The 25728-nt window shown below is 68.8% G+C and carries 23 protein-coding genes and 2 pseudogenes; 12 read left to right on the forward strand and 13 right to left on the reverse strand.

What is annotated here, in order from left to right; genetic code table 11:
- Positions 1-173 precede the first annotated feature (173 nt).
- Both AB0H49_RS30290 and AB0H49_RS30295 read right to left on the reverse strand, forming a co-directional pair.
- The gene (locus AB0H49_RS30290) at positions 174-428 is read right to left on the reverse strand and encodes a WhiB family transcriptional regulator (RefSeq protein WP_011211115.1); all 255 of its coding nucleotides are present in this window, start codon (positions 426-428) and stop codon (positions 174-176) included.
- Between the two features lie 248 nt (positions 429-676).
- A complete protein-coding gene (locus AB0H49_RS30295) occupies positions 677-1624 on the reverse strand; it encodes a diacylglycerol kinase family protein (protein ID WP_357256244.1) in 948 nt (315 codons plus the stop codon).
- Between the two features lie 85 nt (positions 1625-1709).
- Here AB0H49_RS30295 and AB0H49_RS30300 point away from each other — a divergent pair, with 85 nt between their 5' ends.
- Positions 1710-2138, forward strand: coding sequence for a hypothetical protein (locus tag AB0H49_RS30300; RefSeq protein WP_355003952.1), 429 nt, complete (start codon positions 1710-1712; stop codon positions 2136-2138).
- Positions 2139-2258: 120 nt separating this feature from the next.
- On the opposite strand, the gene AB0H49_RS30305 is transcribed toward AB0H49_RS30300, so the two are convergent.
- From AB0H49_RS30305 to AB0H49_RS30330, 6 genes and pseudogenes are all read right to left on the reverse strand, one after another.
- Positions 2259-2948, reverse strand: coding sequence for an endonuclease V (locus tag AB0H49_RS30305; protein WP_357256245.1), 690 nt, complete (start codon positions 2946-2948; stop codon positions 2259-2261).
- 15 nt (positions 2949-2963) lie between these two features.
- Entirely contained in the window at positions 2964-3449 is a 486-nt protein-coding gene (locus AB0H49_RS30310) for a GNAT family N-acetyltransferase (RefSeq protein ID WP_355003950.1), read from the reverse strand.
- Positions 3446-4054 carry an acid phosphatase gene (locus tag AB0H49_RS30315; RefSeq protein ID WP_355003949.1) on the reverse strand — a complete coding sequence of 203 codons (609 nt, stop codon included), beginning with the start codon at positions 4052-4054 and terminating at the stop codon, positions 3446-3448. Before AB0H49_RS30315 ends, AB0H49_RS30310 begins: the two co-directional genes overlap by 4 nt.
- 55 nt (positions 4055-4109) lie before the next feature.
- The gene (locus AB0H49_RS30320; protein WP_357256246.1) at positions 4110-4616 is read right to left on the reverse strand and encodes a nitroreductase/quinone reductase family protein; all 507 of its coding nucleotides are present in this window, start codon (positions 4614-4616) and stop codon (positions 4110-4112) included.
- Between the two features lie 57 nt (positions 4617-4673).
- Entirely contained in the window at positions 4674-5909 is a 1236-nt protein-coding gene (locus AB0H49_RS30325; protein ID WP_357256247.1) for a PQQ-binding-like beta-propeller repeat protein, read from the reverse strand.
- An 870-nt stretch (positions 5910-6779) separates the two neighbouring features.
- Positions 6780-8147, reverse strand: a pseudogene (locus AB0H49_RS30330) (DEAD/DEAH box helicase); the annotation flags it as partial.
- Between the two features lie 581 nt (positions 8148-8728).
- On the opposite strand from AB0H49_RS30330, the gene AB0H49_RS30335 reads away from it, so the two are divergent.
- Together AB0H49_RS30335 and AB0H49_RS30340 are read left to right on the forward strand one after the other, a co-directional pair.
- Positions 8729-9775 (forward strand): alpha/beta fold hydrolase, encoded by a 1047-nt coding sequence (locus AB0H49_RS30335; RefSeq protein ID WP_357256248.1) that lies wholly within the window; start codon positions 8729-8731, stop codon positions 9773-9775.
- Positions 9776-9955: 180 nt separating this feature from the next.
- Positions 9956-10648 (forward strand): ferritin-like fold-containing protein, encoded by a 693-nt coding sequence (locus AB0H49_RS30340; protein WP_355003945.1) that lies wholly within the window; start codon positions 9956-9958, stop codon positions 10646-10648.
- Positions 10649-10750: 102 nt separating this feature from the next.
- On the opposite strand, the gene AB0H49_RS30345 is transcribed toward AB0H49_RS30340, so the two are convergent.
- Positions 10751-11590 carry a helix-turn-helix transcriptional regulator gene (locus AB0H49_RS30345; protein ID WP_357256249.1) on the reverse strand — a complete coding sequence of 280 codons (840 nt, stop codon included), beginning with the start codon at positions 11588-11590 and terminating at the stop codon, positions 10751-10753.
- 102 nt (positions 11591-11692) lie between these two features.
- Between AB0H49_RS30345 and AB0H49_RS30350 the strand changes: the two genes are divergently transcribed.
- Positions 11693-12241, forward strand: coding sequence for a YceI family protein (locus tag AB0H49_RS30350; protein WP_357256250.1), 549 nt, complete (start codon positions 11693-11695; stop codon positions 12239-12241).
- A gap of 153 nt (positions 12242-12394) precedes the next feature.
- On the forward strand, positions 12395-12622 hold the full coding sequence (locus AB0H49_RS30355; RefSeq protein WP_141809126.1) for a DUF3107 domain-containing protein: 228 nt from the start codon (positions 12395-12397) through the stop codon (positions 12620-12622).
- A 94-nt stretch (positions 12623-12716) separates the two neighbouring features.
- Here AB0H49_RS30355 and AB0H49_RS30360 read toward each other — a convergent pair whose 3' ends face one another.
- Positions 12717-13394, reverse strand: a complete 678-nt coding sequence (locus AB0H49_RS30360) for a TetR/AcrR family transcriptional regulator (protein ID WP_355003942.1) — start codon at positions 13392-13394, stop codon at positions 12717-12719.
- Between the two features lie 306 nt (positions 13395-13700).
- On the opposite strand from AB0H49_RS30360, the pseudogene AB0H49_RS30365 reads away from it, so the two are divergent.
- The 7 genes and pseudogenes from AB0H49_RS30365 to AB0H49_RS30395 all read left to right on the forward strand — a co-directional run bounded on the left by AB0H49_RS30365 (position 13701) and on the right by AB0H49_RS30395 (position 22311).
- A pseudogene (locus tag AB0H49_RS30365) lies at positions 13701-14769 on the forward strand (DUF3152 domain-containing protein).
- A gap of 97 nt (positions 14770-14866) precedes the next feature.
- Positions 14867-16051, forward strand: coding sequence for an adenylyltransferase/sulfurtransferase MoeZ (gene moeZ / locus AB0H49_RS30370; protein WP_357256251.1), 1185 nt, complete (start codon positions 14867-14869; stop codon positions 16049-16051).
- 174 nt (positions 16052-16225) lie between these two features.
- Positions 16226-17077, forward strand: coding sequence for a TIGR02569 family protein (locus AB0H49_RS30375; RefSeq protein ID WP_357256252.1), 852 nt, complete (start codon positions 16226-16228; stop codon positions 17075-17077).
- Between the two features lie 298 nt (positions 17078-17375).
- Positions 17376-19220, forward strand: a complete 1845-nt coding sequence (locus AB0H49_RS30380; RefSeq protein ID WP_355003939.1) for an SCO2524 family protein — start codon at positions 17376-17378, stop codon at positions 19218-19220.
- 4 nt (positions 19221-19224) lie between these two features.
- Positions 19225-20145, forward strand: a complete 921-nt coding sequence (locus AB0H49_RS30385; protein WP_355003938.1) for an SCO2523 family variant P-loop protein — start codon at positions 19225-19227, stop codon at positions 20143-20145.
- Positions 20146-20189: 44 nt separating this feature from the next.
- Positions 20190-21203 (forward strand): SCO2522 family protein, encoded by a 1014-nt coding sequence (locus tag AB0H49_RS30390; RefSeq protein ID WP_357256253.1) that lies wholly within the window; start codon positions 20190-20192, stop codon positions 21201-21203.
- Between the two features lie 157 nt (positions 21204-21360).
- On the forward strand, positions 21361-22311 hold the full coding sequence (locus AB0H49_RS30395; RefSeq protein ID WP_355003936.1) for an SCO2521 family protein: 951 nt from the start codon (positions 21361-21363) through the stop codon (positions 22309-22311).
- A gap of 13 nt (positions 22312-22324) precedes the next feature.
- Here the strand turns inward: AB0H49_RS30395 and AB0H49_RS30400 are convergent, their stop codons facing one another.
- The 3 genes from AB0H49_RS30400 to AB0H49_RS30410 all read right to left on the reverse strand — a co-directional run bounded on the left by AB0H49_RS30400 (position 22325) and on the right by AB0H49_RS30410 (position 25534).
- Positions 22325-23191 (reverse strand): hypothetical protein, encoded by an 867-nt coding sequence (locus tag AB0H49_RS30400; RefSeq protein WP_355003935.1) that lies wholly within the window; start codon positions 23189-23191, stop codon positions 22325-22327.
- Positions 23192-23259: 68 nt separating this feature from the next.
- Positions 23260-23793 (reverse strand): GNAT family N-acetyltransferase, encoded by a 534-nt coding sequence (locus tag AB0H49_RS30405; protein WP_355003934.1) that lies wholly within the window; start codon positions 23791-23793, stop codon positions 23260-23262.
- Between the two features lie 262 nt (positions 23794-24055).
- Positions 24056-25534 (reverse strand): MFS transporter, encoded by a 1479-nt coding sequence (locus AB0H49_RS30410; RefSeq protein ID WP_355003933.1) that lies wholly within the window; start codon positions 25532-25534, stop codon positions 24056-24058.
- Positions 25535-25728 lie beyond the last annotated feature (194 nt).

A 25728-nucleotide genomic window follows, 5' to 3' on the forward strand; every position in this document is an offset into this window, starting at 1 on the left:
ACCGCCCCCCCCCAAGACCCAATTCCCCACGCCTGGCGCCCGAGACATAAGGGGCCGCGAACCGCCGCGACGAAGTCGCGGCAAAAAATAACTGAGCCCGGCACCTTGGTAGGTGCCGGGCTGAATGCTTTACCGGGCCGGGCTGAGAGGGTCCGGTAAGGCCGGTCGTCTTGTCAGACGACGGTGCGGGTGCGGGTGCGCGCGTTGCGACGCTTGAGCGCCCTGCGCTCGTCCTCACTCATACCACCCCACACGCCGGCGTCTTGTCCGGACTTCAGGGCCCAGGACAGGCAGTCGGCAGTAACGGGGCAGCGAGCGCAGACCAGCTTGGCATCGGCAATCTGCGCGAGCGCAGGACCACTGTTACCCACCGGGAAGAACAGTTCGGGGTCCTCGTCGCGACAGATGGCCTTGTGGCGCCAGTCCATTCCTCTGCTCCTTCGCTGGGCGCCGCAAAGGGCGCCGGTCGTTTGTGGATCGTTCACTTGTGCGACTCGAATGTTTCCGCACGGTTGCTTGTGAATGCTTTCACGAACACCGTAGATGTCAATAGGTATCCGGTGCACCGTGGGGAAGCTCACGCAATCGAGGTGCCCCCATGGGGGACCTGCCCGGTCCTTTGTACTCGCTCGAGGAGGTTTTCGCAGCGCAACCGCGAGTTTTTCGCGGCGTTTCGTCACCGACGGGGTTGCGGCGCCACCACTTCGAGCACGTCGGGCACCGCCGTGAAATCCACCACGTTGCGTTTCCCGATAAAGTCGCCATCGATTTGCAGGCCGATGGGCTCCTTCGTCTCGATATGCACCGACGGAACGTCGTCGTCACGAAACAAATTGCGGGACTTGGGATTTCCGTTCGGGGCGAGGAGCTGACCGGCGAGCCGCAGCGTCGGTAGCACCGCCATGGACCGCACGGCAAACACTCCGAGGCCCGTTTCGAAGCTCGTGCCGGGGTTGGTGTGCACCGGCGTGGCGTTCAGGTAGGTCCACGGACTGGCGTTCGTGACGAACGCGTAGTGCACCTCGTCGACCGCTTCCAGGCCCGGAATTTCGATTCGGATCTGCGGTTCGCGACGCTTCGCGCGGAAGAATTGTCGCACAGTTGTTCGAACATAGCGACCGGGTGTGGCCGCGCGGCCCTTGGCACGGCTCGCGTCTATGGCCTCGCACACGTCGGCGTCCAATCCGACGCCCGCGCTGAAGGTGAACCAGCGGTCGTCGGCCAAGCCGAGGCCGATCGTGCGGTCGTGATCGAGGGTCAGCAGGTCGATGAGCTGATTGGTCGCGGTCACTGGGTCGGGGGAGATGCCGAGCGCCCTGGCGAACACGTTGGCCGAGCCGCCGGGGATCACGCCGAGCCGGGGTATCCAGGCCTGTCCATCGTTCAGCTCGGGCAGCGGGAGGAAACCGTTGATGGTCTCGTTGACCGTCCCATCGCCGCCGTGCACGACGATCAGATCCATCTCGTTGGTCGAGGCCCACTGAGCCAGTTCGGCCGCGTGGCCGCGATGCTGGGTGTGCGCAACGGTCAGCTGAGTGCGGCTCTCCAGAGCATGGGCCAGTAGGTCTCGGGTCGCCGGTGTGGTCGAGGTGGCATTCGGGTTCACGATCAGCAACGTCCGCACGTTCGCAGCTTAGTGCGGCGGCGAAGGGCCCCCGGCCGCGCGGCCGTGACCGGGCGCACCCTACGCCGCGTCGTAGGCTTGGCGCGTGGCGGAAAGCGGCAAGGCAGAGGTTTCGGCGGACGCGGTTCCCGCGACGGTGCGCGGCGCGGGCGGGCTGGTCGCGCTGGAGGGCGCTGTCGCGGTGACGGTCGCGATCGTGCTCGTGGTGCGCGGGCTGCTCGGCCACGACCAATCGCAGGCCAGCGGCTACGGCACCGCGGCATGGTTCGGCATCCTCGGCGGCGCGGTGCTCGCCGCGGGCATCGGACTGCTGCTCGGCCACCGCTGGGGTCGCGCCATCGCGGTCATCGCCCAGGTGCTGCTGCTGCCCGTGGTGTGGTCGCTGCTCACCGATTCGCACCAGCCGGTCTACGGCGGGCTGCTCGGCGTGGTCGTGGTCGCCGCGCTGATCCTGCTCTTCGTACCGTCCTCGACCCGCTGGATGGCCAGGGAGTACGGGGCGGAGCCGGAGTAGGACCTCGCACGCAGCCGGACGTTGTCCGCCGCGTGGAGGGCAGGAGTGGAGGCGGCGTACGCCCTGACCGGACCCAGTGCTTCGAAATCCGCGTATGCCGGAGCGGAGGCGGAGGTACGACTACCGCGCGGACGCGGTCGCCGCGCGCAGGGCCTGTCGGCACAGGGCGTCGGCTCGGCGCGTCGTCTCCGGCTGGCGGTAGTGCGGAGTGAGCGCGAGTACTTGCGCGCACGCCGTGTCGAGATCGATCAGGTGTCCCACCGACACGAACACCGGCTTCACGCCCGTCCTGGTGCGCAGCGCCCTGCCGACCACCTCGCCGTCGAGGACCAGATCCGTCGCGTCGCCACGCGCGGGCCCCGGTTCGCTGTAGTCGCCCCACGCGTTCTTGGCGACCCCGATCGTCGGCACCCCGGCCAGCACGCCGACGTGACAGGCCAGCCCGAAGCGGCGCGGATGGGCCAGGCCCTGGCCGTCGCAGATCAGCAGATCCGGTGCGGCGCCGAGCCGTTCGAGCACGCCGAGGGTGGTGGGCAGCTCGCGGAAGGCGAGCAGGCCAGGCACGTACGGGAAGCTCACCGCGCCGTGCGCGACCGCGGTGTCGACCGTCGTGAGTGTCGACGCGTCGAGCACCACGACGGCCGCGGCGACCACACCGCTCGCGTCGTCGTAGGCCGAGTCCAGCCCGGCCACCGTCCGGAACCGCGGCGGACGCGGATTCGCCGCGACGACGCGCGGCCGCAGCTCGTCCTGGATCGCCATCGCCGCCGCGGCGTCGGCGGGCCAGCGATCGGGTGTGTCGATCAGCAACCGATCCTCCGCGGCTCAGGACGCTTCGGCGGCCAGCTTCACCAGCTCGCCGCCCGCCAGCCGATACCCGACCCACTCGTCCTGCTCGACGGCGCCGATCGAGCGGTAGAAGTCGATGGAGGGCGTGTTCCAGGTGAGCACGGACCAGGAGACGCGGCTGTAGCCCTTCTCCAGCGCCTCCTTGGCCAGTGCCGCGATGAGCGCCTTGCCGTAGCCCTTGCCGCGCGTCTCCGGCTTGACGTACAGGTCCTCCAGGTAGATGCCGTGCACCCCGTCCCAGGTGGAGAAGTTCAGGAACCAGATCGCGCAGCCGACCACGCCGGTCTCGTCCTCGGCCACGTGCGCGAACAGCGCGGGCGACGGACCGAACAGCGCGGCCCGCAGCTGCTCCAGTGTCAGCGCGCACTCGTGGCGCGCCTTCTCGTACTCCGCGAGGTCGTAGACGAGGTCGACGAGCGCGGGGACGTCGGCGGGGGTGGCACGGCGGATCGCGGCGGTCACTTGGCTCCCTCGTTGGTCGAAACGATGTTGTGCGCGTGGATGGTTCGCGCGTCGTGCTCGTAGCCCAGCAGGCTCACGGCGGCGGTGGACATCGCGAAGCGGCGGCCCTCGACCACCTCGAACTCGGCCCACCGGGCGATCAGTACGCGGGAGAAGTGCCCGTGTCCGACCAGCACCACGTCCCGCTCCGGCAGGACGGGTTCGACGGCGGCGAGCAGCCGATCGGCGCGCGCGCGTACCTGGGCGGCCGTCTCGCCGCCGGGCGCCGTGCCGGTCCAGATGGTCCACCCCGGCGTGGTCTCACGAATCTCGGGGGTGGTCAGGCCCTCGTAGTCGCCGTAGTCCCATTCGGCGAGATCGTCGTCGACAGTGGTCTCGGTGCAGCCCGCCAGCTCCGCCGTGCGCACCGCGCGCTGCCGCGGGCTGGTGAGGACGAGCGGATCCCGCAGCTTCAGCTCCGCGAGCAACCGCCCCGCGGCCTCCGCCTGCCGCTCGCCGCGCTCGGTGAGCGGCAGATCGGTGTGGCTCGTGTGCCGCCGCTCGCGCGACCAGGACGTCTCGCCGTGCCGGAGTAGAACCAGCCGGGCGTCTTCGTGTGCGGACATGCCCTCCATCATGGTCAGAAACGCGCCGCGCCGCCCGGACCGGGTTCGTTCCGCCTCAGATCGGCTCGCCCAGCTCGAGCACCACCAGCGGCAACGGGCGCGTGACCTTTGCCTGGTACTCGGTGAGCAACGGATTGTTCGCGAAGACCCACGCCGCGAATTCGTCGTACTCGGCGCCCGAGAGCGCTCGCGCGGTGCCGCGGTAGGTGGTGGACCCCCATTCGATGGTGACGTCGCGATTCGCCTTCACGTTGTAGAACCAGGCCGGGTACTTGTCCTCGATGAAGGAGCTCACGTACATGGTCTCGTCGCGTCGCAGCAGGCCGAGCGGGACCACGTGCGGTTCACCGCTCTTGGCTCCGGTGGTGGTGAGCAGCACCAGATCACTGCCCTCGTACGCGCCGCCGACCTTGCCGCTGTTCGCGCGGAACTCCTCGATCACGCCGTCGTTCCAGTGCGCGATCTCGGTGTCGGTGTATTCCTGGTTCCACGGCGCGTCGGGATCGTCGTAGGACGTGATGGCGGGCTTCGATTCCGGTGCGGTGGATTCGGTTTCGGACATGCGGCCAGTGTGACGCAAGGCACCGACAAGTTCGGGCGCCGACGAGACCGGCGGCCGTCAGCCTAGGGCGTGCAGTTCTCCGTCGCGGTGTTCGAGCACGATGTTTCCGACTACGGCGAGGGAGATCGGGCCGCCCGTGTAGCCCGGGCGCTGGAACGGGACGCGGCCGACTTCCGCGCCGGAGGGGGGATCGAGGACGGCGAGGCCGTCGGCAACCGGCAGCAGCAGGCGTCCGGCCATCATCGCGGGGGAGCCGAGGGCGCTCGGCGCGGCCCAGAGCGGATCGAAAGTGCTCGCGTTCAAGGCGATCACGCTGTTGCCGGTGAACACGAGATACGCCGAGCCGATGCGGGTGGTCGTCGCGTTCTCCGCGAGCGGAGCGGAAAGTTGATGCGCCACAACGGGATTGCCGGTGCTGTCGTACACGCCGAGGCGCGGCGGCGTGGATTCGCCTGCGCCGGAGACGGTTCCGCCCGGGAGGTAGAGCACGATCCGGCTGTCCGACACCGCGATCACCCGGGCGCCTGGCACATCGGTGCCGGGACCGGAGAGCACGTGCGAGCCGTACTCCTCGGGCACCGTGTTGTCCTTCGGCGCCGGATTGAGCACCGTCAGCCGGGGCGCCGGGTCGTCGGGGCAGCGTTCCAGCACGGCGAGCCGGGACGAGCTGGAACCGGCCGAGAGCAGCGTGCAGCCTTTGCGTGGTTGGGTTTTCACGTTCACCGGCGCGTCGACGTAGCCGTACTCCAGCGTGCGCACCAGATCCGAGCGCCACATCTCCAGTCGCCGTTCGCCGTACGCGAGCACGTAGGTGCCGTCGACCGAGAGCCGCACGCTCGGATCCATGTAACTGCTGCGCGCGGTGCGGCGTTCCCCGGTGTCACCGGCCAGCAGGGTGGCCTGGCTGCACCCGCGCTGATCCCGGTACACCGCGATCACCATGCCGAACTGCGCTTCCACACCGCACAGCGGCATATCCCGCCGGTAGCGCCACAATTCGGCGCCGGTGGCGGGATCACGCCCGGTGACGGTGCCGCCCGAACCGGTGATCACCGCGCCGCCGGAGGCCAGCGCCCGCGCGCTGGCGTCGTCCGGCGCGTGCCACAACTCCCGCAGGTTCGCGGGGATCTTGTCGGCCGTCGGCGGGGTGGTCGCGGGCGTCGCCGCGGTCACCGATTCGGTGCCCGTCGCGTCGCCGCGCGCCCACACCACCAGCCCCGCGACCGCCACGAGCACAGCGATCGCGACTGCGGAGATGATGTCGGCGCGCGTCCGCCGCTCGGGTGCGAGCACGATTGCGAGACTAGCGGATCCGCCGAACTATGCCGAAGCAGCCGTTCCCGCGGTCGCGGCCACGGCCTCGCTCGCCTCGGCCTCGTCGGCCTTGCGACGACGGCGGCGCACCGGCTTCTCGGCGGCCTCCGCGTCGCCGTTCGCGTCGACCGGCGCGTCGGCCGTCTTGCGGGTGCGGCGGCGCTTGACCGGTTCGGCCGGTGCCGCGCCGTTCTCGGCGGTGCCGTTGTCCGTCGACTCGGCCGCGGCGGTCTTGCGGGTCCGTCGCCGAACGGGCTTCGCGGGCGCTTCCTCGGCGGCCGCCGGGGTCTCGTCCGCGACTGCCGCCGCGGTCTCGGGCTGTGCCGGAGCCGCGGTGTCGTTCGCGACCGCCGCCGTCGGCTCAGCCTGGGCCGCCGCGGTCTCGTTCGCGACCGCCGCCGTGGGCTCGGACTGTGCCGGAGCCGTGGCCTCGTTCGCGACTGCCGCCGTGGTCTCGGCCTGGACCTGAGCCGCAGTGTTACCCGCGTCGGCCGCAACCGGAGCCGCGGTGTCGTTCGCGACCGCCGCCGTGCCCTCGGCCTGCGCCGGAGCCGTGGTCTCGGCCACGACGTTCTCGTTCTCGCCGGCACCTTCCGAGGACTTCCGACGACGACGCCTGCGCCGCGCCGGAGCCTCGGTGGTCTCCGCCTCGGCGCCCTCGCCCGCGTTCTCGGTCGACTCGCCCTCGGCGACGACTTCCGCCGCGCCGTTGTCCACGCCCTCGGCGCCGCCGGAGCGACGCCGCCTGCGCCTGCGGCGCGACCGACCCTCTTCCGCGTTCGGCTCTGTGCCGTTCGGCTCGGTGTCGTTCCCGTCGGCGTCGACGGTCGACTCGGCGCCGACCTCGGCCCCGTCGACGGGCTTGCCGCCACGGGTGCGCCTGCGGTTGCGCTTGCGCGGGCTGCGCGCCTCGCGCTCGACCACCACGTCGTCCTCTTCGCGGACCGGCCGCGGCTTGCGGACCGTGCCGGTGACGCCCTCGGGGATGCCGAGATCGGCGAACAGGTGCGGGGAACGCGAGTAGGTCTCCACCGGGTCCGGGATGCCGAGGCCGAGCGCGGTATCGATGGCCGCCCAGCGGTTGAGCTCGTCCCAGTCGATCAGCGTCACCGCGACGCCGGTGCGCCCGGCCCGGCCGGTGCGCCCGATCCGGTGCACGTAGGTCTTCTCGTCCTCGGGGCACTGATAGTTGACGACGTGCGTGACGTCGTCGATGTCGATGCCGCGGGCGGCCACGTCGGTGGCGACCAGCACGTCGATGGTGCCCTTGCGGAACCGGGTCAGCGCCTTCTCACGGGCGATCTGACCGAGGTCGCCGTGCACCGCGCCCACGGCGAAGCCGCGTTCGGCAAGGTCGTCGGCGACCTTCTGCGCGGTGCGCTTGGTGCGGGTGAAGATCATCGTGGCGCCGCGGCTCTCGGCCTGCAGCACCCGCGAGATCAGCTCGCTCTTGTCCAGCGCGTGCGCACGGTAGACGAACTGCGCGGTGCGGTCGTGCACCGCAGAGTCGTGCGGCTCCTCGGCCCTGATGTGGGTCGGGCGGGTGAGGAAGGTGCGGGCCAGCGTGATGATCGGACCCGGCATGGTGGCCGAGAACAGCATGGTCTGGCGCTTCTCGGGCACCATGTTCAAGATGCGCTCGATATCCGGCAGGAAGCCGAGGTCGAGCATCTCGTCGGCCTCGTCGAGGACGAGCACGCCGATCTTGCCGAGGATGAGATGGTTCTGCTTGGCCAAGTCCAGTAGTCGGCCGGGCGTCCCGACCACCACGTCGACGCCGTCGCGCAGCGCGGCGATCTGGGACTCGTAGGGACGGCCGCCGTAGATCGAGGCGACCTGCAGCTTGCCCTTGTGGTTGCGCAGGTGCTTGCTCGCGTTCTCCAGGTCCTCGGTGACCTGGATGCACAGCTCGCGGGTCGGCACGATGACCAGCGCCCGCGGCGTGCCGTCCAGTGGCGTCGTCCCGGAATCGGCGGTGGCGATGCGGTGCAGCAGCGGCACGCCGAAACCGAAGGTCTTGCCCATGCCGGTGCGTGCCTGACCGATGAGATCCTCGCCGGCCAGCGCCAGCGGAAGGGTCAGTTCCTGAATAGCGAATGTTCGTTCGATGCCGATCTCGGCGAGCGCTCGGACGATTTCCTCGCGCACCCCCAATTCGGCGAATGTCGGGGCGGTATGCGTCGCGTCCAGTTCGGCCGTCAACAGCGTGTCCGCCACACCGGGTTCCTGCTCGACAGTGATCTTGCTCAGGTTCGTGCCTTCCTCGTTATCGCGTCACGCGCGCCCGAGGCGTGGGGCGGACCGGTCGGTCCACGACGACCACGTATCCGCCGGTAATGCGCGCCGCAGCCGGATGTCGTCGGGTGCCGTCCGATGACGGCAACTACCTGGGAACATCGGCGCAGCGCAGTCGGATGCGGATCTGGTGCGCGCACATTTTCCTGGACGACGGAAGCCCCGGCGCCACACCTCGTGGCGGACGCATGGGTAACGAAAGTTTCCGTTGTCCGCAGTGATTGTAGCGTGATATTGTGCGCGGCTCGAATTGCCGCCGCCGTTATTCCAGGGCAAAACTCCGGTTTCCGACTCGATCGTCGCCGACCGACGCTGCGCGACTTGACAATTCATCACCGAGCCGGAATCCGCCCGGCGCCGAAAAAGCGGCCGTCCAGTGCTATTCGCGTGCGCCGCGTCCGGCGGGTCGCGCCGGTCCGCGGCACCGGTCTCGGCGCCGCCGCGAACCTCGCAAACCGGACTTGCCTGTTACCGGCGGTACTGGCATGTGAGACATTCTTGTGGTGAGCATCGCAGAGACCGTCACCACCGCCGCCCGCAACGCCTGGGCGCTGACCTTCGGCTCGGGTGTCGAGGCGCCGGACCCCGCGCCGTCGACGGTGCTGTGCGACGAGCCGCACCGGCAGCTGCGCCGCTACGAGGGCGGCGCGACCGACGGCGCTTCCGCAGTGCTCCTCGTGCCACCGCTCGCGGCCCCGGCCACCTGCTTCGACCTGCGCCCCGGCCAGAGTCTGGCGCGCTTCCTGCGTGACAGCGGCCGGGCCACCTACGTCGTCGACTACGGCGACATCACCTTCGCCGACCGCAGGATGGGCTTCGAGGACTGGCTCGACGACATCCTGCCGGAGGCGATCCTGCGCACCTCCTCGGATATCGGCGGCAAGCCGGTCGATCTGGTCGGCTGGTCGATCGGCGGAACGCTGGCGTTGCTCACCGCCGCCGCGCACGCGCACCTGCCGATCCGCTCGATCACCGCCGTCGGCTCGCCGCTGGACTACGACAAGATGACCGGCATCCCGCAGCTGCGCGCGGTCGCGAAGCTCACCGGCGGCATCGCCACCTCGACCGCGGTCAGGGCGGTGGGCGGCATCCCGGCCGGGCTGACCCGCGCCGCCTACCGGGTCACCGCGTGGGACCGCGAGCTCACCAGGCCGTGGTTCGTGGCGAGCAACATCGCGCGCACCGAGACGCTGGCCAAGATGGAGTCCATCGACCGGTTCATGGCGGCGATGCCGGGCTATCCCGGCCGCTTCTACGGCCAGCTGTGGGGCCGCCTGATCCTGAACAACGACATCGGCCGCGGCGTCGTGCGGCTCGGCGAGCGGCGCATCGCGCTCGCCGACGTGACCGCTCCCGTGCTGCTGGTCGGCGGGCCGAGCGACGTCATCACCCCGGCCGCTGCCGTCGAGGCGGGCACCCGCACGCTGACCGGCGCCGCGGACGTCCGCTACGAGACCGCCCCCGGCAGCCACCTCGGCATCCTCACCGGCGAGACAGCCCGCGACACCACATGGGCCTACCTCGACAAGTTCCTCACCGAACTCGGTTGACCGCAGCCTGAGCCGGTCGGGCGCGAGCCAAGGTCCGGCGGATGCCACGGCGCAGCCCTGCCGACCTGATCAGCGGCCGAGCGAAGCTGCGGCGGACACTGCGCCGCGGTCTCGCGACACCGACCTGTGAATGTTCGGGGAGACGAACACTCGCGCCGGGACGCCGCTACGCTAGGGCTCATGGGAGCACAGTCAGCGCTTGGCGTTTCGTTCGATCCGGCAACCTCGCCCATCGCCGCGGACCACTCCGGCGTGACCGACCTGTTCGCCGTGCTCGCCTACGGTGAGATCTCCGCGTTCTACCGGCTGGCCGAGGAGGCCAAGCTGTCGCCGACCCTGCGCGGCAAGGTGGCCGTCGCGAAGATGGCGGCCGCCGAGATGGACCACTTCAAGACGCTCGAGGCGGCGCTCGCCGACCGCGGCGTCGAGGTGTTCGACGCGATGGCGCCGTTCGTCCGCGCCCTCGACGCCTACCACGCCTCCACCGATCCCTCGACCTGGCTCGAGTCGATGGTGAAGTTCTACGTCGGCGACGGCATCGCGGCGGACTTCTACGGCGAGATCGCGGGCGCGCTCGCGCCGGAGGTCGCCACCGTGGTCCACGACGTGCTCGCCGAGACGAGCCACTCCGAGTTCGTGGTCGAAGAGGTGCGCCGCGCGGTGTCGACCAGCCGCTCCGAGCGCGACCGGCTCACGCTCTGGGGCAGGCGGCTGCTCGGCGAGGCGATCACCCAGGCGCAGTACGTCATGGCGCAGCGCGACGAGCTCACCGACCTGGTGCTCACCGCCACCGGCGATCTCAACGGCATCGCCGCGCTGTTCGAGCGCATGCAGACCAGCCACGCCGAACGCATGGCGGTCCTCGGCATCTAGGCCCTGCGTAGCGCGGCCGTTCGCCGCAAAGGGCCTAGTTGTCGGTCCGCGCATGGCGGTTCGTCGACAGCCCGCGCGGTCGCAAGCGGTAACGGGCCGCGTCTACTCGTTCGCGGCTCGGTTGTGCACCAGCCGCAGCCCCGTCGCACGGGCCGCGGCCTGGTCGAGCAGCCAGACGACGACGCTCTGGTCGCGGTCGGTCTCCATCGTCTCGAACGGGACGTCGACCGCGCCGTGCACCGGGTGCTCGAACTTCAGCACGCTCGACACCGGCCCGCCGCTGACCCGGTGCGGCTTCCACCTGACGCGGAACTCGGGCTCGCCTTGTAGCGCGTCGATCATTGCGAGCAGTTCCCCGTCGCCGGGCCAGCGCACCTTCGCGCGCAGCACCGCGTCCGCGAAGGTGTCGGCGGCGGCGGGCCAGTCGCGCAGCGTTCGCCTGGCGCGCGGGTCGGTGAAGACGTACCAGGCCAGGTTCGCTTCGCCGTGCTCGTCCAGCAGACCGAGTGGCGCCGCGAAGTCGGCCCACGCGGTGTTCCAGCCGAGCACGTTCAGCCGCCTGCCGATGACGAAGGCGGGCGTCGGCTGGAGCGCGTCGAGCACCGCCGTGATCGTCTCACCGAGCTGTTCGCGCGGGGATTCGCTCCCCGGACAACGGGACTCGTTGCCGGAGGCCATCGCGAGCAACCCGAAGTGGTGGCGCTGCGCGCCCTCCAGCAACAGCGCGTCGGCGAGCGCGTCGACCACCGCCACCGACGGATTGGTGTCGCGACCTTGCTCCAGCCGGGCCAGGTAGTCGGCGCTGACTCCCGCACGCACCGCGACCTCCTCGCGGCGCAGCCCCGGCGTGCGGCGTCGGCCGCCCTCGGGCATTCCGACGTCGGCGGGCCGGAGCTCACCGCGGCGGGCGACGAGGAATTCGGCGAAACCGTTACGTGCCATGTGTTCCATCGTGCCCGGTCCGCGGACGTTCAGCCTCGCCCTGAGGGGTCCAGGATAACGGCGGTCTGGTTGCCGGACCGCGGTCCGGACAAGGTCGATGGCATGACGAACACTTCCGCAACCACCGCCACCCAGCAGCTGAAGCCCGGATCCTGGGCGCTGGACACCGCCCACTCCTCGGTCGCGTTCACCATCCGCCATCTCGGCATCTCCAAGGTGCGCGGCGGGTTCACCCGCTTCGACACCGAGTTCGTCGTGGACGAGACCGGCGCGGCCACCCTCGGCGCGATCATCTACCTCGACTCCTTCGACACCGGCAACGCCGACCGCGACGCCCACGTCCGCAACGCCGACTTCCTCGACGTGGCCAACCGCCCGACGCTCACCTTCCGCGCCCCGCGGCCGGTGGCGATCGCCGAGACCTTCACCGTCGAGGGCGAAGCCACCCTCGGCGCGATCACCAAGCCTGTCACCCTCGAGGTCGAATGGGGCGGCGTCCAGGACTTCGGCCCGACCGGCGACCGGCACGCCGGATTCTCGGCCACCGGCACCATCAAGCGCACCGATTTCGGCGTCGGCGGCCCCATGCCCGGCATGCTCAGCGACGCGGTGAAGATCGAGCTGGATATCGAGCTGATCGAACCCCAGTGACCAGCGCTGGGTCGGACCGCTGTTCGCGGTCAGCGTAGGCAGTGCGGTGCCGCGCGGCCGTTGCCCTGCACTAGCCTTGGACCGGACAGCAAGAGCGCTCGGGCGGACGCGACGTCCGACCGCCGCACAGGACTCTAGGTTCGGAGGTTGGCCGTGGAGGTCAAGATCGGTATTTCGGATAGCCCGCGCGAACTCGTGATCAACAGCGGGCAGACCCCGGAAGAGGTCGAGGCGATGGTGTCCGAGGCGCTGAGCGGCACCGGCGGCGTCGTGGCGCTCACCGACGAGAAGGGCCGCAAGTTCCTGATCCAGGCTTCGAAGGTCGCCTACGTGGAGATCGGCACCGCCGCCAGCGGCCGGGTCGGTTTCGCCGCGGTCTGACGACCCAAAGCAACGAGCCCTCGGGTTCCGGTTGATTACCGAGAACCCAAGGGCTCGTTCGCGTTCGGGGGGCGCCGCGCAACCGCGGCGCGAATCAGAGGCGAGTGGGGTCGATCGGGTGCAACGGGACGTGCGACAGACCGCCCCAGGCCAGCGCGACCGTGGTGTCGACGGCCTCGTCCTTGGGGATCGGACGGTCGGCCTCCAGCCAGTAGCGCGCGGTGAACTGACTCGTGCCGACCAGGCCGACGGCGAGGATGCGCGCGCGATAGGGATCGAGGCCGGAGTCGTGCGCGACCAGGTCGAAGACCGCGTCCACGCACGCCTCGGTGGCCTGCTCCACCCGGCGCTGCACCTGCGGCTCGCTGGTCAGGTCGGATTCGAAGACGAGCCGGAAGCCCTGCATCTCGTTGTCGACGAAGTCGAAGTAGGCCTGCACGGCGGCCCGCACGCGCTGGCGGTTGTCGGTGGTGGAGCGCAGCGCCTGGCGCACGCTCGACACCAGCATGTCGACGTAGTTCTGCAGCACCGCGAGGTACAGCTCCAGCTTGCTGGTGAAGTGCTGGTACAGCACCGGCTTGCTGACGCCCGCGACCTGCGAGATCTCGTCCATGCCCGCCGCGTGATACCCGCGGAGCACGAACACCTCGCTCGCCGCCTGGAGTAGCTGCTGCCGCCGTTCGTCGCGCGGCAACCGGGTACCGCGCTTGGTCGGCACCATGGCCTCGGACGACATTCTGCGGGACGTCATCCGGTCCACGAGGTCAGTCATTTCGGCTCTCCCAGTCGAGTCCCCGGCAAAAGGGGTTGTGCACCGGGTATCCAATGAACGATACCCGGTTGTAGCTCACATGCCGATCGGGGTTGTCGATCTCGTCCCGCGGGTGAGATGTGGCGCACAGTGGAGTTCGGTCCCCATTGGCTCTCAGTCGTCCGGTTCCGTAGGCTCAGAACTCGTGGCAAGGTCCGGTCCCGAAACTCGTTCGGGTGCGGCTGCCCGATCGGGCGCTGTACCGCGGTCCGGGACCCCAGATCGGCCCGGCCGATCCAGACCCGAGCGCGGGGCTCGCACCGACCCGTGGCCGCGGAAACCCGACGGCGACGACGCGGCACCCGCGCCCACACCCCCGACGGCACGCGACGCCAACGGCGTCGAGATCTACGACCCTCTCGGTCTCTACCCGGCCGCCGACCGCTCCCATCAGCCGCTTCGGGCGCGCTGGGATCCCACGGCGCCGGATCCGAATCGCTCCCGCGGCCCGCGGCCCGATCGCAACGCCAAGAAACAGAGCGCGCTCGGCCGTTTCGTGTCCACCTACGGTTGGCGCGCGTACGCCCTCCCCGTGCTGTTCGTGGTCACCGTGCTCGTGGTCGCCGACGCGGTGCGCGGCGGCGGGGGCGGCGCCGGGTCGATCGTCGAGCCGAGTTTCGGTCGGCTCAGCCCGCGCGCCACGAACACCGGCGTCATCGGCGCACCGCCCGGCGACGGACAGTTCCCCGCCGACCTGCCCGCGGGCGCGCTGCCCGAAGGCGGTCCCTTCACCGAGAACGGCGCGGGTACCTGGCGGGTCGTCCCCGGCGTCACCGCCGAGATCGGCGCGGGTACGGAGTACCACTTCAGCTACACCGTCGAGGTCGAGAACGGCGTCGATACCTCCGGCTTCGGCGGCGACGAGTCGGTGGCCAAGATGATCGACAGCACGCTGGCCAATCCGAAGAGCTGGGCACAGGACAAGCGGTTCGCCTTCCGCCGCGTCGATCAGGGCAAACCGGATTTCCGCATCTCGCTGACCTCGCGCCAAACCACCCGCACAGCTTGCGGTTTCGACATTCCCATCGATTCCTCGTGCTTCAACGCGGGCCTGGACCGGGTGGTGCTCTCCGAGGTGCGCTGGGTGCGCGGCGCGCTCGCCTTCGAAGGCGACATCGGCTCCTACCGTCAGTACCAGATCAACCACGAGGTCGGTCACGCCATCGGCTACCACCAGCACCAGCCGTGCGAGACCGACGGCGGACTCGCGCCGATCATGATGCAGCAGACCTTCGGCACCGAGAACAACGACATCGCCGCGCTCGATCCCGACGGCGTGGTCCCGATGGACGGCAAACGCTGTCGCTTCAACCCCTGGCCGTACCCGCGCGGCTGATCGCGGACGCGGTACGCGACGATACTGGGGAAGAACGGTTCGGTCGCCCGCGTTGCACATCGTGCGATCGGCCAATTCGATTCGAGGAGTCCTGGACGTGTCATCACCGAAGTCCCTGCCGCCGCTGGTCGAGCCGGCCGCGGAACTGAGCAAGGACGAAATCGCCCGCTACAGCCGTCACCTGATCATTCCCGACGTCGGTGTGGACGGGCAGAAGCGTCTGAAAAACGCCAAGGTGCTGGTGATCGGCGCGGGCGGACTCGGCTCGCCCGCCCTGCTCTACCTGGCCGCGGCGGGCGTCGGCACGCTCGGCATCGTGGAGTTCGACGAGGTCGACTCCTCGAACCTGCAGCGCCAGATCATCCACGGCGAGTCCGACATCGGCCGGCCGAAGGCCGACAGCGCGCGCGACTCCATTCTGGAGATCAACTCCGGCATCGACGTGCGCCTGCACAAGCTGCGCCTGGAGCCGGAGAACGCGGTCGAGCTGTTCCGCGACTACGACCTGATCCTCGACGGCACCGACAACTTCGCGACCCGCTACCTGGTGAACGACGCCGCGGTGCTGGCGGGCAAGCCGTACGTGTGGGGTTCGATCTACCGCTTCGAAGGCCAGATCTCGGTCTTCTGGGAGGACGCCCCCGACGGCCGCGGCCTGAACTACCGCGACCTGTACCCGGAGGCCCCGCCGCCCGGCATGGTCCCGTCCTGCGCCGAGGGCGGCGTGCTCGGCGTGCTCTGCGCGTCCATCGGCTCGATCATGGTGACCGAGGCGATCAAGCTGATCACCGGCATCGGCGACCCGCTGCTCGGCCGTCTGATGGTCTACGACGCACTGGACATGAGCTACCGGACCATCAAGCTGCGCCGCGACCCGGAACGTCAGCCGATCACCGAACTGATCGACTACGAGGCGTTCTGCGGTGTGGTGTCCGAGGAAGGCCAGGCCGCCGCGGCCGGGTCGACCATCACCGCGCGCGAGCTGAAGGAGCTGCTGGACGCGGGCAAGGAGATCGAGCTCATCGACGTGCGCGAGCCCGTCGAATGGGACATCGTGCACATCGAGGGCGCGCGGCTCATCCCCAAGGACCGCATCCTCTCCGGTGAGGCGCTGTCCGAGCTGCCGCAGAACCGCCCGATCGTGCTGCACTGCAAGACCGGCATCCGTTCCGCCGAGGCGCTCGCGGTGCTGAAGAACGCGGGCTTCTCCGACGCCACGCACGTGCAGGGCGGCATCGTCGCCTGGGCCAACCAGGTCGACACCAGCCTGCCGGTCTACTGAGCGACGACGGGTTCGGCCCCGCGCCCGCCGTGGCGCGGGTTCGCCCGGCGGACGCGCACGCCCGGACTACGCCGGATCCGCGCCGTACAGGGCCATGATCCGCGCGATAGCCGAGCGCGTGACCGGACGGCGCGGCGTCCGAATCCGGCCCCGCACCGGCGGTACCGTACGGCCGTGACTTCTGTGGAACCCCCCGAGCACGTGCGCGCCACGTTCGGTCTGCGCGAAGTGACTCCGGTCCCGCTCGGCGACTGGGACGGCGGTTGGCGCTGCGGCGACGTGGTGCTCAGCCCGGTCGCCGATCACGCGCGGGCGGCGTGGTCGGCCAAGATCCGCGAGACGCTGAAGGTCGACGGGCTACGCGTGGCCCGTCCGGTGCGCGCCACCGACGGTCGCTACGTGGTCTCCGGCTGGCGCGCCGACACCTACCTGGACGGTTGCCCCGAGCCGCGCCACGACGAGGTCGTCTCGATTTCCCTGCGGCTACACCAGGCGACCACGAGGTTGGAGCGCCCGCGCTTCCTCGTGCAGCCGCCGGCCACGCCGTGGGTCGACGTGGACGTCTTCGTGGCCGCCGATCGCGCGGCGTGGGAGGCGGTGCCGCTGCGCAGCCTGCGCGCGGGCGGCGCGGTCCCGACCACCTCGCCCGACGGGCAGCGCAGCATGGAACTCATCGGCCAACTCGCCACGCTGCGCAAGCCGGTGCGGACCCCGGCCCAGCTGGTGCACGGCGACTTGTTCGGCACCATCCTCTTCGCGGGCGCGGACGGCCCTGGCCTCACCGACATCACCCCATACTGGCGCCCCGCCGCCTGGGCCGCGGGCGTCATCGTCATCGACGCGCTTTCTTGGGGCGGAGCCGACGAAGGCCTGCTCGACCGCTGGTCCGATCTGCCGGAGTGGCCCCAAATGCTCTTGCGCGCCGTCATGTTCCGCCTCGCCGTACACGCGCTGCACCCCCGCTCCACCCCCGAAGCCTTTCCCGGGCTGGCGCGGACCGCCGATATGGTCCGGCTGATGCTGTGATTTTCCGATAGCGGTTCGCTCTGATAGCGCCTCTTCGGTGCGTTAAGCTCTCTGCGCCGCGCACATGGGTCGACTCGTGTCGCGGCGTTCGATCCGGTTTCGTTCGGCTCATGGCCAGACCCGGTTGCCCGCCCGTGCGATGGGCTCGCCCGGTAGCTCTAAACCTTTGTAAACAAAAAGGATTCGCGGCGCGATGTCCAATCGGCGCCCGTATCATGTTGTGCGCGAGATCGCCGCCGGGCTCCTTCGGATTCCGGGAATCCGTGCGATCGGCGACGAGGGGTGAGGACTTCGGCAGGTGAGAATTCAACCGAGACAACAGATCCTGAATGTGTGGAAGGCGCTCGTCGCCACCTGCTGGGACGGTAGTTCCTGGAAGTGGGACGGCCAAGTGGCTTCCAATTCCATCAGCGACTCCGAGCAGCTGCTGTGCCTGCTCTATCCGGCGACGGAGATCGACACGTTCGCGCTGGACAATCCGGACAGCATGGCCGACGACGTGCTCGCCGCGCTCGCGCCGATCGGTGACTCCACGCAGATCCGTGGTTTCGTGCTGTGGCTGCTCGAACAGTACGTCGAGAAGAACACCAAGGATTCCGGCGAGCCCGACTTCGCCGCGGGCAGCTATCTGCGTGCGGCGGACGGCGAGCCGACGCCGGAGCAGTACCGGATCGAAGTGGTCGACGCCTATTCCATGTCGCTGACCGTGTGTATGGCCGGGCTGCGCTTCCTGCGCGCCTATTCCGAGCGGACGCGATCGGAGGATCTGAAGGCGCGGATCAAGCTGCTCTCCGATCAGCTCAGTGTCCGGCTGACGGCGGCCATGACCGGCCTGGTGCGCAGCTTCGTCGTCAACACCGTGCGGCAGAAATCGCCTGAGGGCCAAGCGATCCTGAGCATGCTCGATCAGAGTGGGCCCGGTGAGGACGCCGGACTCGTCGAGGGCGTGCGCCGTGCGCTCGCGCGCGTGCGGGCCCGGCTGCGCAGCGATGTCGTGCTCGGGCAGGAAGAATCGGTCAAGGCGCTCGAGGACGAGAACCTGCTGTTCGAGTGCGGCTGGAGCTGGGGCGTGGTGCGCAACGCCACCGAAGTCGACTTCGTCGAAGCGCGGATCGGCGATCAGCCCGGCATCGCCGATCCTCGGCCCTACCTGTACTTCACCATCGTCGCCCTGGACGGCATCAACGACCTCGTCGCCCCGAGAACCGGCGAGCTCGGTCTGCTCAACGAACAGCAGCACCGGCTGGCGCAGGCGCTGCGCACGCGATGGGAACTCACCCAGCGTTATTGGTCCACCGTCGCTCGCTTCGGCACGGGATCCTGGCCGCTGGAAGACATTCCGTGGCGGACGTCGGACAACGAGCAGTCCGACTACTTCAGTCTCACCGTGTCCGCGGTGCTGATCCAGGACCTGGTCGCCCGCACCGCCACCGACGACGACTTGACAAGGGCCGTGGCCATTTTCGACGAGCTGGCCGGGCGCGGCAGGATCATCCGCAGGCCGACTGTCGGCGATCCCGCCATCGCGCTGCACAATCCCGGTGTCCGTCTTCGCCTGCGCGGCAGCGAGCAGGTGGACAACGGAGCGATCCTGCAGTGGGAAGTATCGGACTTCGCCGCCGTGCTGCTCAAGCGCATGTTGCAGGCTGCGCGCCTGTCCAACAACGTCGCGGCGCGGGACAAGCTGATGGAACTGTCCAAGGCGGCGATGGACCATTTGCACCGGCGCATGCTGCGGGTCGGCGCCGTCGGGTTGTGGGACGACCCCACAAGGATTTTCGGCGGCAACGGCGCCGCGCCGGTGTCCGAACCGTCGTGGTACATGACCGAACGCATCATCGAATGCATGGTGGCCGCGGAGCAGACCTATCGGCAGTCGCCGCCCAATTGGCCCGAGTTGCAGGCGGTGGCGCGAGTCATGTTGAACACCGCCGAGCACCGCTTCGATCAGGAATTGCTCGGCGCCAGCGTCCTCGACGCCTCGTCCAACCGCGAGACGTTGGAGGAGGTCGAGCGCAACATCGACGAAGCACGGCAACAGATCCGGGAGGACGCCGCGACGACGCTGGTGCACACGCTCGACGCGCTGCGCGAACTCTACAAACTCGCCGCCGCGCGCAACGACGCGACAAGGAGCCCCTGATCGCATGATCGTCTTCGCGACCTCCGACAAAGGGGGCACCGGCCGGTCGGTGACCAGCTGCAACCTCGGCTACCGACTGTGCTCGAAGATGGGCAAGAACGTCGCCTATCTCGACTTCGATTTCGGATCGCCCACCGCGGGAGCGCTTTTCGAGATCGGCGGCATGGAGCGCGGCATCCCGAGCGGCTCCGGACTGCATTCGTATCTGCTCGGCAAGATCGATGTCGCGAGCCGAGTCGACGTGCGGGACAACACCGATCGGACCGATCTGCGCAAGCTGCCCGGTCGCACCGGCAAACTCGTCCTGCTGCCCGGCGATCTCGGCGGCGGCGAGTTCGACAAGAAGGCGAACGACGACGTCGTCGAGCGCTGCGCGCGTCTGCTGCTCGAGCTGGACCAGGCGTTCGACGTCTGTCTCGTCGACCTCAGCTCGGGACGTTCGGTCGCGATGGACATCGCGCTGAAGGCGACCGCGCTGCCGCAATTGGCGACGCGAACCGTTCGCTGGCTCGTCTTCCATCGGTGGACCCGGCAGCACATTCTCGCCGCCAATGGTCTGGTGCACGGCGAGCACGGGCTGCTGGAATGCGGTGCCCGCGTCGGACACGACCGAGAGACATTGTTGGACAACCTGAGATACGTGCGGACCGCGGTGCCACAATTGAACATGGCCACGGGCGGTTCCGGGCCGCAGGCTGCCTGGCTGCACCAGCAGGACGCGATGTTGAAGCATTTGGCGTCGACCAAGGAGGTCGGAGCGAGTTTGCTGCTCGGCGAGACCCCGGTCGAACCGGTTCTGCAATACCGCGAGCAGCTGATCCTGGATATCGATGTGAAGAAGGAAATCGCGAACAGGCCTACCGTCGTCGCGTTCGACCTGCTCGCCAAGCGCTTGATCGACGAGGCGACCTGGATTCGGTTCTGACCTGACCCGCATGAATGCCAACCCGGAAAGGGCCGTTGAACACGGTGGAGAACGCCACAGGCTACAGCGAGGCGACCGAGAGCGCTCGGCTCGCCAGGGTGCCGCTGTCCCATATGTCCATCGAGGTGGGGCATTTCTACATGAACGATCTCACCAACGGTGAGGATCGTATTCGCACCCAATTTCGCCGTATCGTTCCGCTGGTCGGCGCCTATACCGAGATCGCGAAGGACGAGTACGGTCCGCGCGCCAGGGTCAGCACCTGTTTTCTCATCGATGACTATTTCCGCTCGGATACCAATCCCGGAGAGATTCTGCGCAAGCTGCTCGGCATCGCCGACGAATGCGGTTTGCGTATCGACTATCTGGCCAGGGAAGCCGGCTGCTTCGAGGTCCCGGTCGCGGGTCCCGAGGGGGTGAGCGTGACGCGCATTCCGCTCGCCGACATGGTGCGCAGCCGCATCGTTCCGGAACCGTACGAGGGCACCAACGGGCGACGACCGCCGACGCTGGAATCCGGCTGGCTGTGCAACGGAAAGCGCGCGAACGAAGGCGATTCCGGCCAGGCGATGCACGAGGAGTCCTACACGCCGCCGGAAGAGCTCGGGCGGCGCGAGCATTCGATCTTCCTCGACGTGGAGATGTGGAGCAGGCGAACGAAAGTGAACGGGCGCGCCGACGGCCACACCAAATGGTCGTGCCCCTATCTCGCCTCGATCTGGCAGCTGCTGCGCTTGGGAATGCTGCGCATGCAGGGGGCGCCGGTCGTGGAACCGCAGCCGTGGGGACCGGGGGACGAGTGGCCGGAGAACTGGTGGGACATGCCCGCGGTGCTCCAGCTTCAGCCGAAGGCCAAGCCGTTCGCGGCGTATCGGTCGATCTCGCTGCTGCCGAAGCGCTATCTGAAAATCGAAGCCGCCGTACAACTGATCCTCGACCACATCCAGCTCGACGACGACGTGGTCGACCAGATCGTGAGCCGGGGCCGGGAAGAGGGAATCATCCTGCCGCGCAAGGTGACCGATCGCATCGGTCACGTACTGCTGGACGGGGTCTGAGTTGACCGAGCCGACGAGTTCCGACGGTGCGCCCGCGCGGCGCGGGGTTCGAGCGAACCGCTCGTCGGCCCCCGCGCGTGGCCGGGGGCGCCCGGCGCGACTGGTCGCGCGCGGCGCGCGGGCGCAACCGCGGACGCCGCCGCCCGAACTGCCCGTCGTGTTGGGGGAAGTCGAGACCTGTCTGCTGCCGACCGGTACCGCGTTGCGCCGCGACGAGACGATCGATCTGCTCGGTCAGCTGATGCCCGATAGCACGATCTTCTGGCGGGAGCGCCCGATCTCACTGGCCATCTCGCCGCCGACGGTCGAAGGCGTCGACTGCCAGCTGAAGGTGCCGACGCGGCCGAGCGTGCGAGCCATCGGGACGGTCGCGACGCGCTCGCTCGTGTTCGGCGGCCGCGTGCTGCAGAGTTCGTCGATGACCAGGGTGGAGGCGGGCGCGAACGGGCAACGCCAGACCTGGTCGCACTACCTGAGCCGGGCAGGCGTGCTCGAAACGGTCACCAAGATCGCGAAGGACACCGGAACCGGCCTGGCCGAAGGCTTTCTGGTGCCGGGGTCGGCCTCCGACAGCACGCTGGATCTGACGTCGATCGCGAATCGGCTGCTCGGCCGGATCCGGATGGACGGCCGGCTCGATCAGCGGGTCCCGTTGCCGTCGGAGGCCACCCGGCTGCGCTGGTCGGCGCGGGTCGACCGGAAGAATCCGCCGTCCGTGCGATTTCGGCTCCAAGACGACCGCGTGCGCGCGGTCCTGGTGACCGTCGGCAGCGCACCGGAGCTGGACGACGTTCAGCGCTTCTGTGAGGATCTCGCGGTGCACGACTGGCTGTTGACGGCCACGTCCGCGGCGATCGACCAGTCCGACCTCTTCCCGCCGGGGAGTACGGAGTCGGTCGCGGTGTTGGTGCCCGTGCTGCGGCACCTGGCCCACGTCTGGATGCCGCGCGCGCATACCCCGCCCGGCTTGCGCGCACTGTGGGACGAGCTGGAGGAGGCGCCCGGCTTGACGGCGGGGAGGCGGGGGCTGGTCGACCAGGTGCGCGACCGAGTGCTCGTCGCGGCCCTGGACGCGTTGCGGCACAGCAGAACAATGCCGCAGGACTGAGGCCCTGTCTGGTTCACAGCCGGAACCAGCGCCGCACGAGCAGCGCGAAGAACACGGACGTGAACACGATTCCGGTGTAGGACTCGACGATCAGTAGCACCCGGCCCGCCCGCCCGATGTCGGTGAGATCGCCGATCCCGACCGGATTGAGGTAGTTGACCAGGCACAGGTGGAAGGTCGTCGAGATCGGCTCGCGGTCGGTCAGCCACAGCACCGCGGTGAAGGCGAGCAACTGAAGCGCGATCCAGCCGAGCAGCTGGAAAGGGCGAAAGCCGTATCCGCACAACAGATCCGAGATCACGCCCGGGATGCGCTTCCACACCGGATAGGTCGCGCGCCGCCGGGCCCTGGCCAGCGCGAGACGGCAGCGGTCTTGCTTGCCGAAATCCTCCTCCAACGCGTGCAACGCGGTGGCGCGCTTGAACGCCAGCGCGGCGTGCGACGGCAGGTCGGCGTCGGTGAGGCGCTGCCCGAGCTGTTCGTAGATCTCGGCCAGCCGCATGTTCTGGGTGCGGCTCAGGCGCCGCGGTCCGCGGAACTCCACCTCGGCCGCCAGCAGCGCGGTCAGGATCGTCAGCGGCGTCCAGCCGGGTTGCCCGCGGTGGCCGATCGGCAGTTCGGCCGCCTCGTAGATGTGCCGGAAGATCAGGGTGTCTCCGCCCGGCGCGATGGGCGCCGAATCGTAGTCCAGGACGAGATTCTCGACGTGGTTGTGAAACGCCCTGAGCATCAGCTTCTCCGGCGTTCGCGCCGGATCGTCGTGATCCTGGTTCAGGTACTTCAGGATGTCGGTGGCGTACCGGTCGGCGTGTCGGTCGATCAAGGTGGTCATCGACAGCACCGCGTGCGGCAGCTGGGACTGTCCCAGGTATTCGGTCATGTGTGTGGTGCCCCCCGGCATCGTCCGCGTCGTCTCGACGTGACATCCACCATAGCAATGTGATTCGGCTATCGGCCGGGCCGCTGTTTGAGCCAGTGCGGGTCGGCCGGCTCGGGTACCCGGCCGGCGGTGGGCTTCGGGGTGAGCCGATAGCGCAGCACGTCGCGTGGCTCGCCGGGGCCGAAATACTGGTCCTCGTGACCGGTCACCTCGAAACCGGCGGTCTTGTACAGGTTGGTGGCGAGTTGATCGCTCGGGCGCACGGTGATGTAGACCGAATCCGCCGCGGCGGTGCGGCAGCTGTGCACCGCTCGTTCCAGCAGTCCTCGGCCGATCCGGCGTCCCCGATACTGCGTGGCGACGGCCAGCCCCATCACCCAGCCTCGGCTGCGTGAACCCAGGCCGACCAGTGCGTATCCGCAGACGCGGTCGTCGAGTTCGGCCACCACCCAGTGCGATCCGTGCAAATCGAACAGTTGTCGCAGTGCGGTGTACGGGTAGGCGTGGTCCGCGAACTGTTCCAGCTCGAGCGCGGCGATGTCCGTGAGGTCGTGCACTGTCGCGGCCCGGTAGACAGCCCCCGGCCTTGCCCCGATATCCAACGGCTCACCTCTGTCTCCCCTGCGTGAGTCTGAACTCCAGCGTAAAGGCGTGTGCCGCTGCGAGGTTCGGAATCGGTGGGGCTGATCAATCCGGGCGAGGTTGCTCGACGGTGACCCACAGACGCCGAATGCCGCTGGGAGGACACTCTTCCCAGCGGCATTCGGGTCGAACGGAGGCGTGGCGGTCACGGAGGGGAATCGGAACCGCCCGGCCCCGACCGGCGTTCGGGGTTCGGTCCGAACGCCGGAAGGTGGTGCGGGTTTACACCTTCGCGTAGGCCAGCGAGGGGACGCGGCCGATGGCGAACGAGGAACGCAGGTAGAAGAACCAGGTGACCCCCGCCATCACGATGAACGTCGCCGCGTAGGCCCAGAAGGCGGGCGCCATGCTGCCGAAGTTGATGTTGGACAGGCGAAGTGCCTGCTGCAGCAGGTAGCCGCCGGAGGCGCCGATCGCGCCGATGACACCGATCGCCGCGCCCGCCTGACGCTTGGCCGACGCTGCGGCTTCGGCGATGTCCATGCCGTGCTCGGAGGCGTACTTCTTGGCCTCCGCGTTGAAGATGGACGGGATCATGCGGTAGGTGGAGCCGTTGCCGATACCGGCGAGGACGAACAACGCGAGGAAGGCGACCAGATAGAGCGGGAAGCTCTTCAGCTCCAGCCCCGCCATGATCGCGGCGACCGCGACGGCCATGCCGCCGAAGACGTACACGGTGATCTTCGCGCCGCCGACCTTGTCGGAGACCCAGCCGCCGAACGGGCGGCTGAACGAGCCGACCAGCGCGCCGAGGAAGGCCAGGTTGCCGAGCGTGGTGATCCAGCCGATCTTGGCCAGATCCGGGAAGTTGGCCTTGATCAGCGTGGGGAAGGCGAAGGAGAACCCGATGAAGGAACCGAACGTGCCGATGTACAGGAACGACATCACCCAGGTGTGCCGGTTGGTGAGCGCGAGCTTGTAGGACTTGCCGTCGGACTTGGCGGTGCCGATGCTGTCCATGTAGCGCAGCGCGCCGAAGGTGGCGATCAGGATGAACGGCACCCAGACCAGCACCGAGAGCGTGATGCCGAAGCGATAGCCCGCCGGATCCTTGGCCATCAGGTGGGTACCGAAGGTGATCAGCAGCGGCAGTATCAGCTGGGTCTGCGCGACGCCGAGATTGCCGCCCGCCGCGTTGATGCCGAGGGCCGCGCCCTTTTTCCCTTCCGGGAAGAAGAACGAGATGTTGGCCATGGACGAGGAGAAGTTGCCGCCGCCGAAGCCGGCCAGCGCCGCGAGGACCATGAACACCCACATGGGCGTGCCCGGCTGGTTCACGAAGTAGGCAAGACCGAGTGTCGGGATCAGCAGCATCGCCGCGCTGAACGCGGTGAACGCGCGCCCGCCGAATTTCGGTATGGCGAAGGTGTACGGAATGCGCAGTGCCGCACCGACGAGCGTCGGGGTGGAGGTGAGCAGCAGGGCGTTGCTCACCGCGGTGGGGTTGCCCTTGCCGAGTCCGGCCAGGAAGTCGAAGCCCGCGGCGCCCATGCTGGTGACCACGGTGCCCCAGATGACCCACACGCTGAAGCCGAGGTTCTCCGCGAATACGGAGAAGATCAGGTTCTTTCGCGCGGTGAGCTTTCCGCCCGACTCCCAGAATTTCGCGTTGTCCGGTTCCCAGTGGTCCAGCCAGCGTCCACGCTTCTGGTGGGTGAACGATTCCGACTGCTGGCCGGTGGCAGCAACTGTGGCAGTCATCGGCTTCCTCTCGATTAGGCTCGACCGACCCTCATCGCGGCAATCGTCGCGCCGTTGCGACGTTGATTCGTCTCGGGACGCCCATCCAAGTCGGGGGAGGGGCCGTCGAGTTGCCTTTGTACGGTCGAGACAAAGGTAGAAGCCGGTTGTTGCGGGCCCGTGGCCTTCGGTGACGTTCCCGGCAAATCCGACTC

The organism is Nocardia sp. NPDC050713 (assembly GCF_040654315.1).
Classification (GTDB): Bacteria; Actinomycetota; Actinomycetes; order Mycobacteriales; family Mycobacteriaceae; genus Nocardia.

Bases quoted from the DNA above. Each gene is read 5' to 3' on its own strand.
- AB0H49_RS30290 (WP_011211115.1), bottom strand. From the start codon at position 428: ATGGACTGGCGCCACAAGGCCATCTGTCGCGACGAGGACCCCGAACTG.
- AB0H49_RS30315 (WP_355003949.1), bottom strand. From the start codon at position 4,054: ATGTCCGCACACGAAGACGCCCGGCTGGTTCTACTCCGGCACGGCGAG.
- AB0H49_RS30320 (WP_357256246.1), bottom strand. From the start codon at position 4,616: ATGTCCGAAACCGAATCCACCGCACCGGAATCGAAGCCCGCCATCACG.
- AB0H49_RS30340 (WP_355003945.1), top strand. From the start codon at position 9,956: ATGGGAGCACAGTCAGCGCTTGGCGTTTCGTTCGATCCGGCAACCTCG.
- AB0H49_RS30345 (WP_357256249.1), bottom strand. From the start codon at position 11,590: ATGGCACGTAACGGTTTCGCCGAATTCCTCGTCGCCCGCCGCGGTGAG.
- AB0H49_RS30350 (WP_357256250.1), top strand. From the start codon at position 11,693: ATGACGAACACTTCCGCAACCACCGCCACCCAGCAGCTGAAGCCCGGA.
- AB0H49_RS30360 (WP_355003942.1), bottom strand. From the start codon at position 13,394: ATGACTGACCTCGTGGACCGGATGACGTCCCGCAGAATGTCGTCCGAG.
- AB0H49_RS30385 (WP_355003938.1), top strand. From the start codon at position 19,225: ATGATCGTCTTCGCGACCTCCGACAAAGGGGGCACCGGCCGGTCGGTG.
- AB0H49_RS30400 (WP_355003935.1), bottom strand. From the start codon at position 23,191: ATGACCGAATACCTGGGACAGTCCCAGCTGCCGCACGCGGTGCTGTCG.
- AB0H49_RS30410 (WP_355003933.1), bottom strand. From the start codon at position 25,534: ATGACTGCCACAGTTGCTGCCACCGGCCAGCAGTCGGAATCGTTCACC.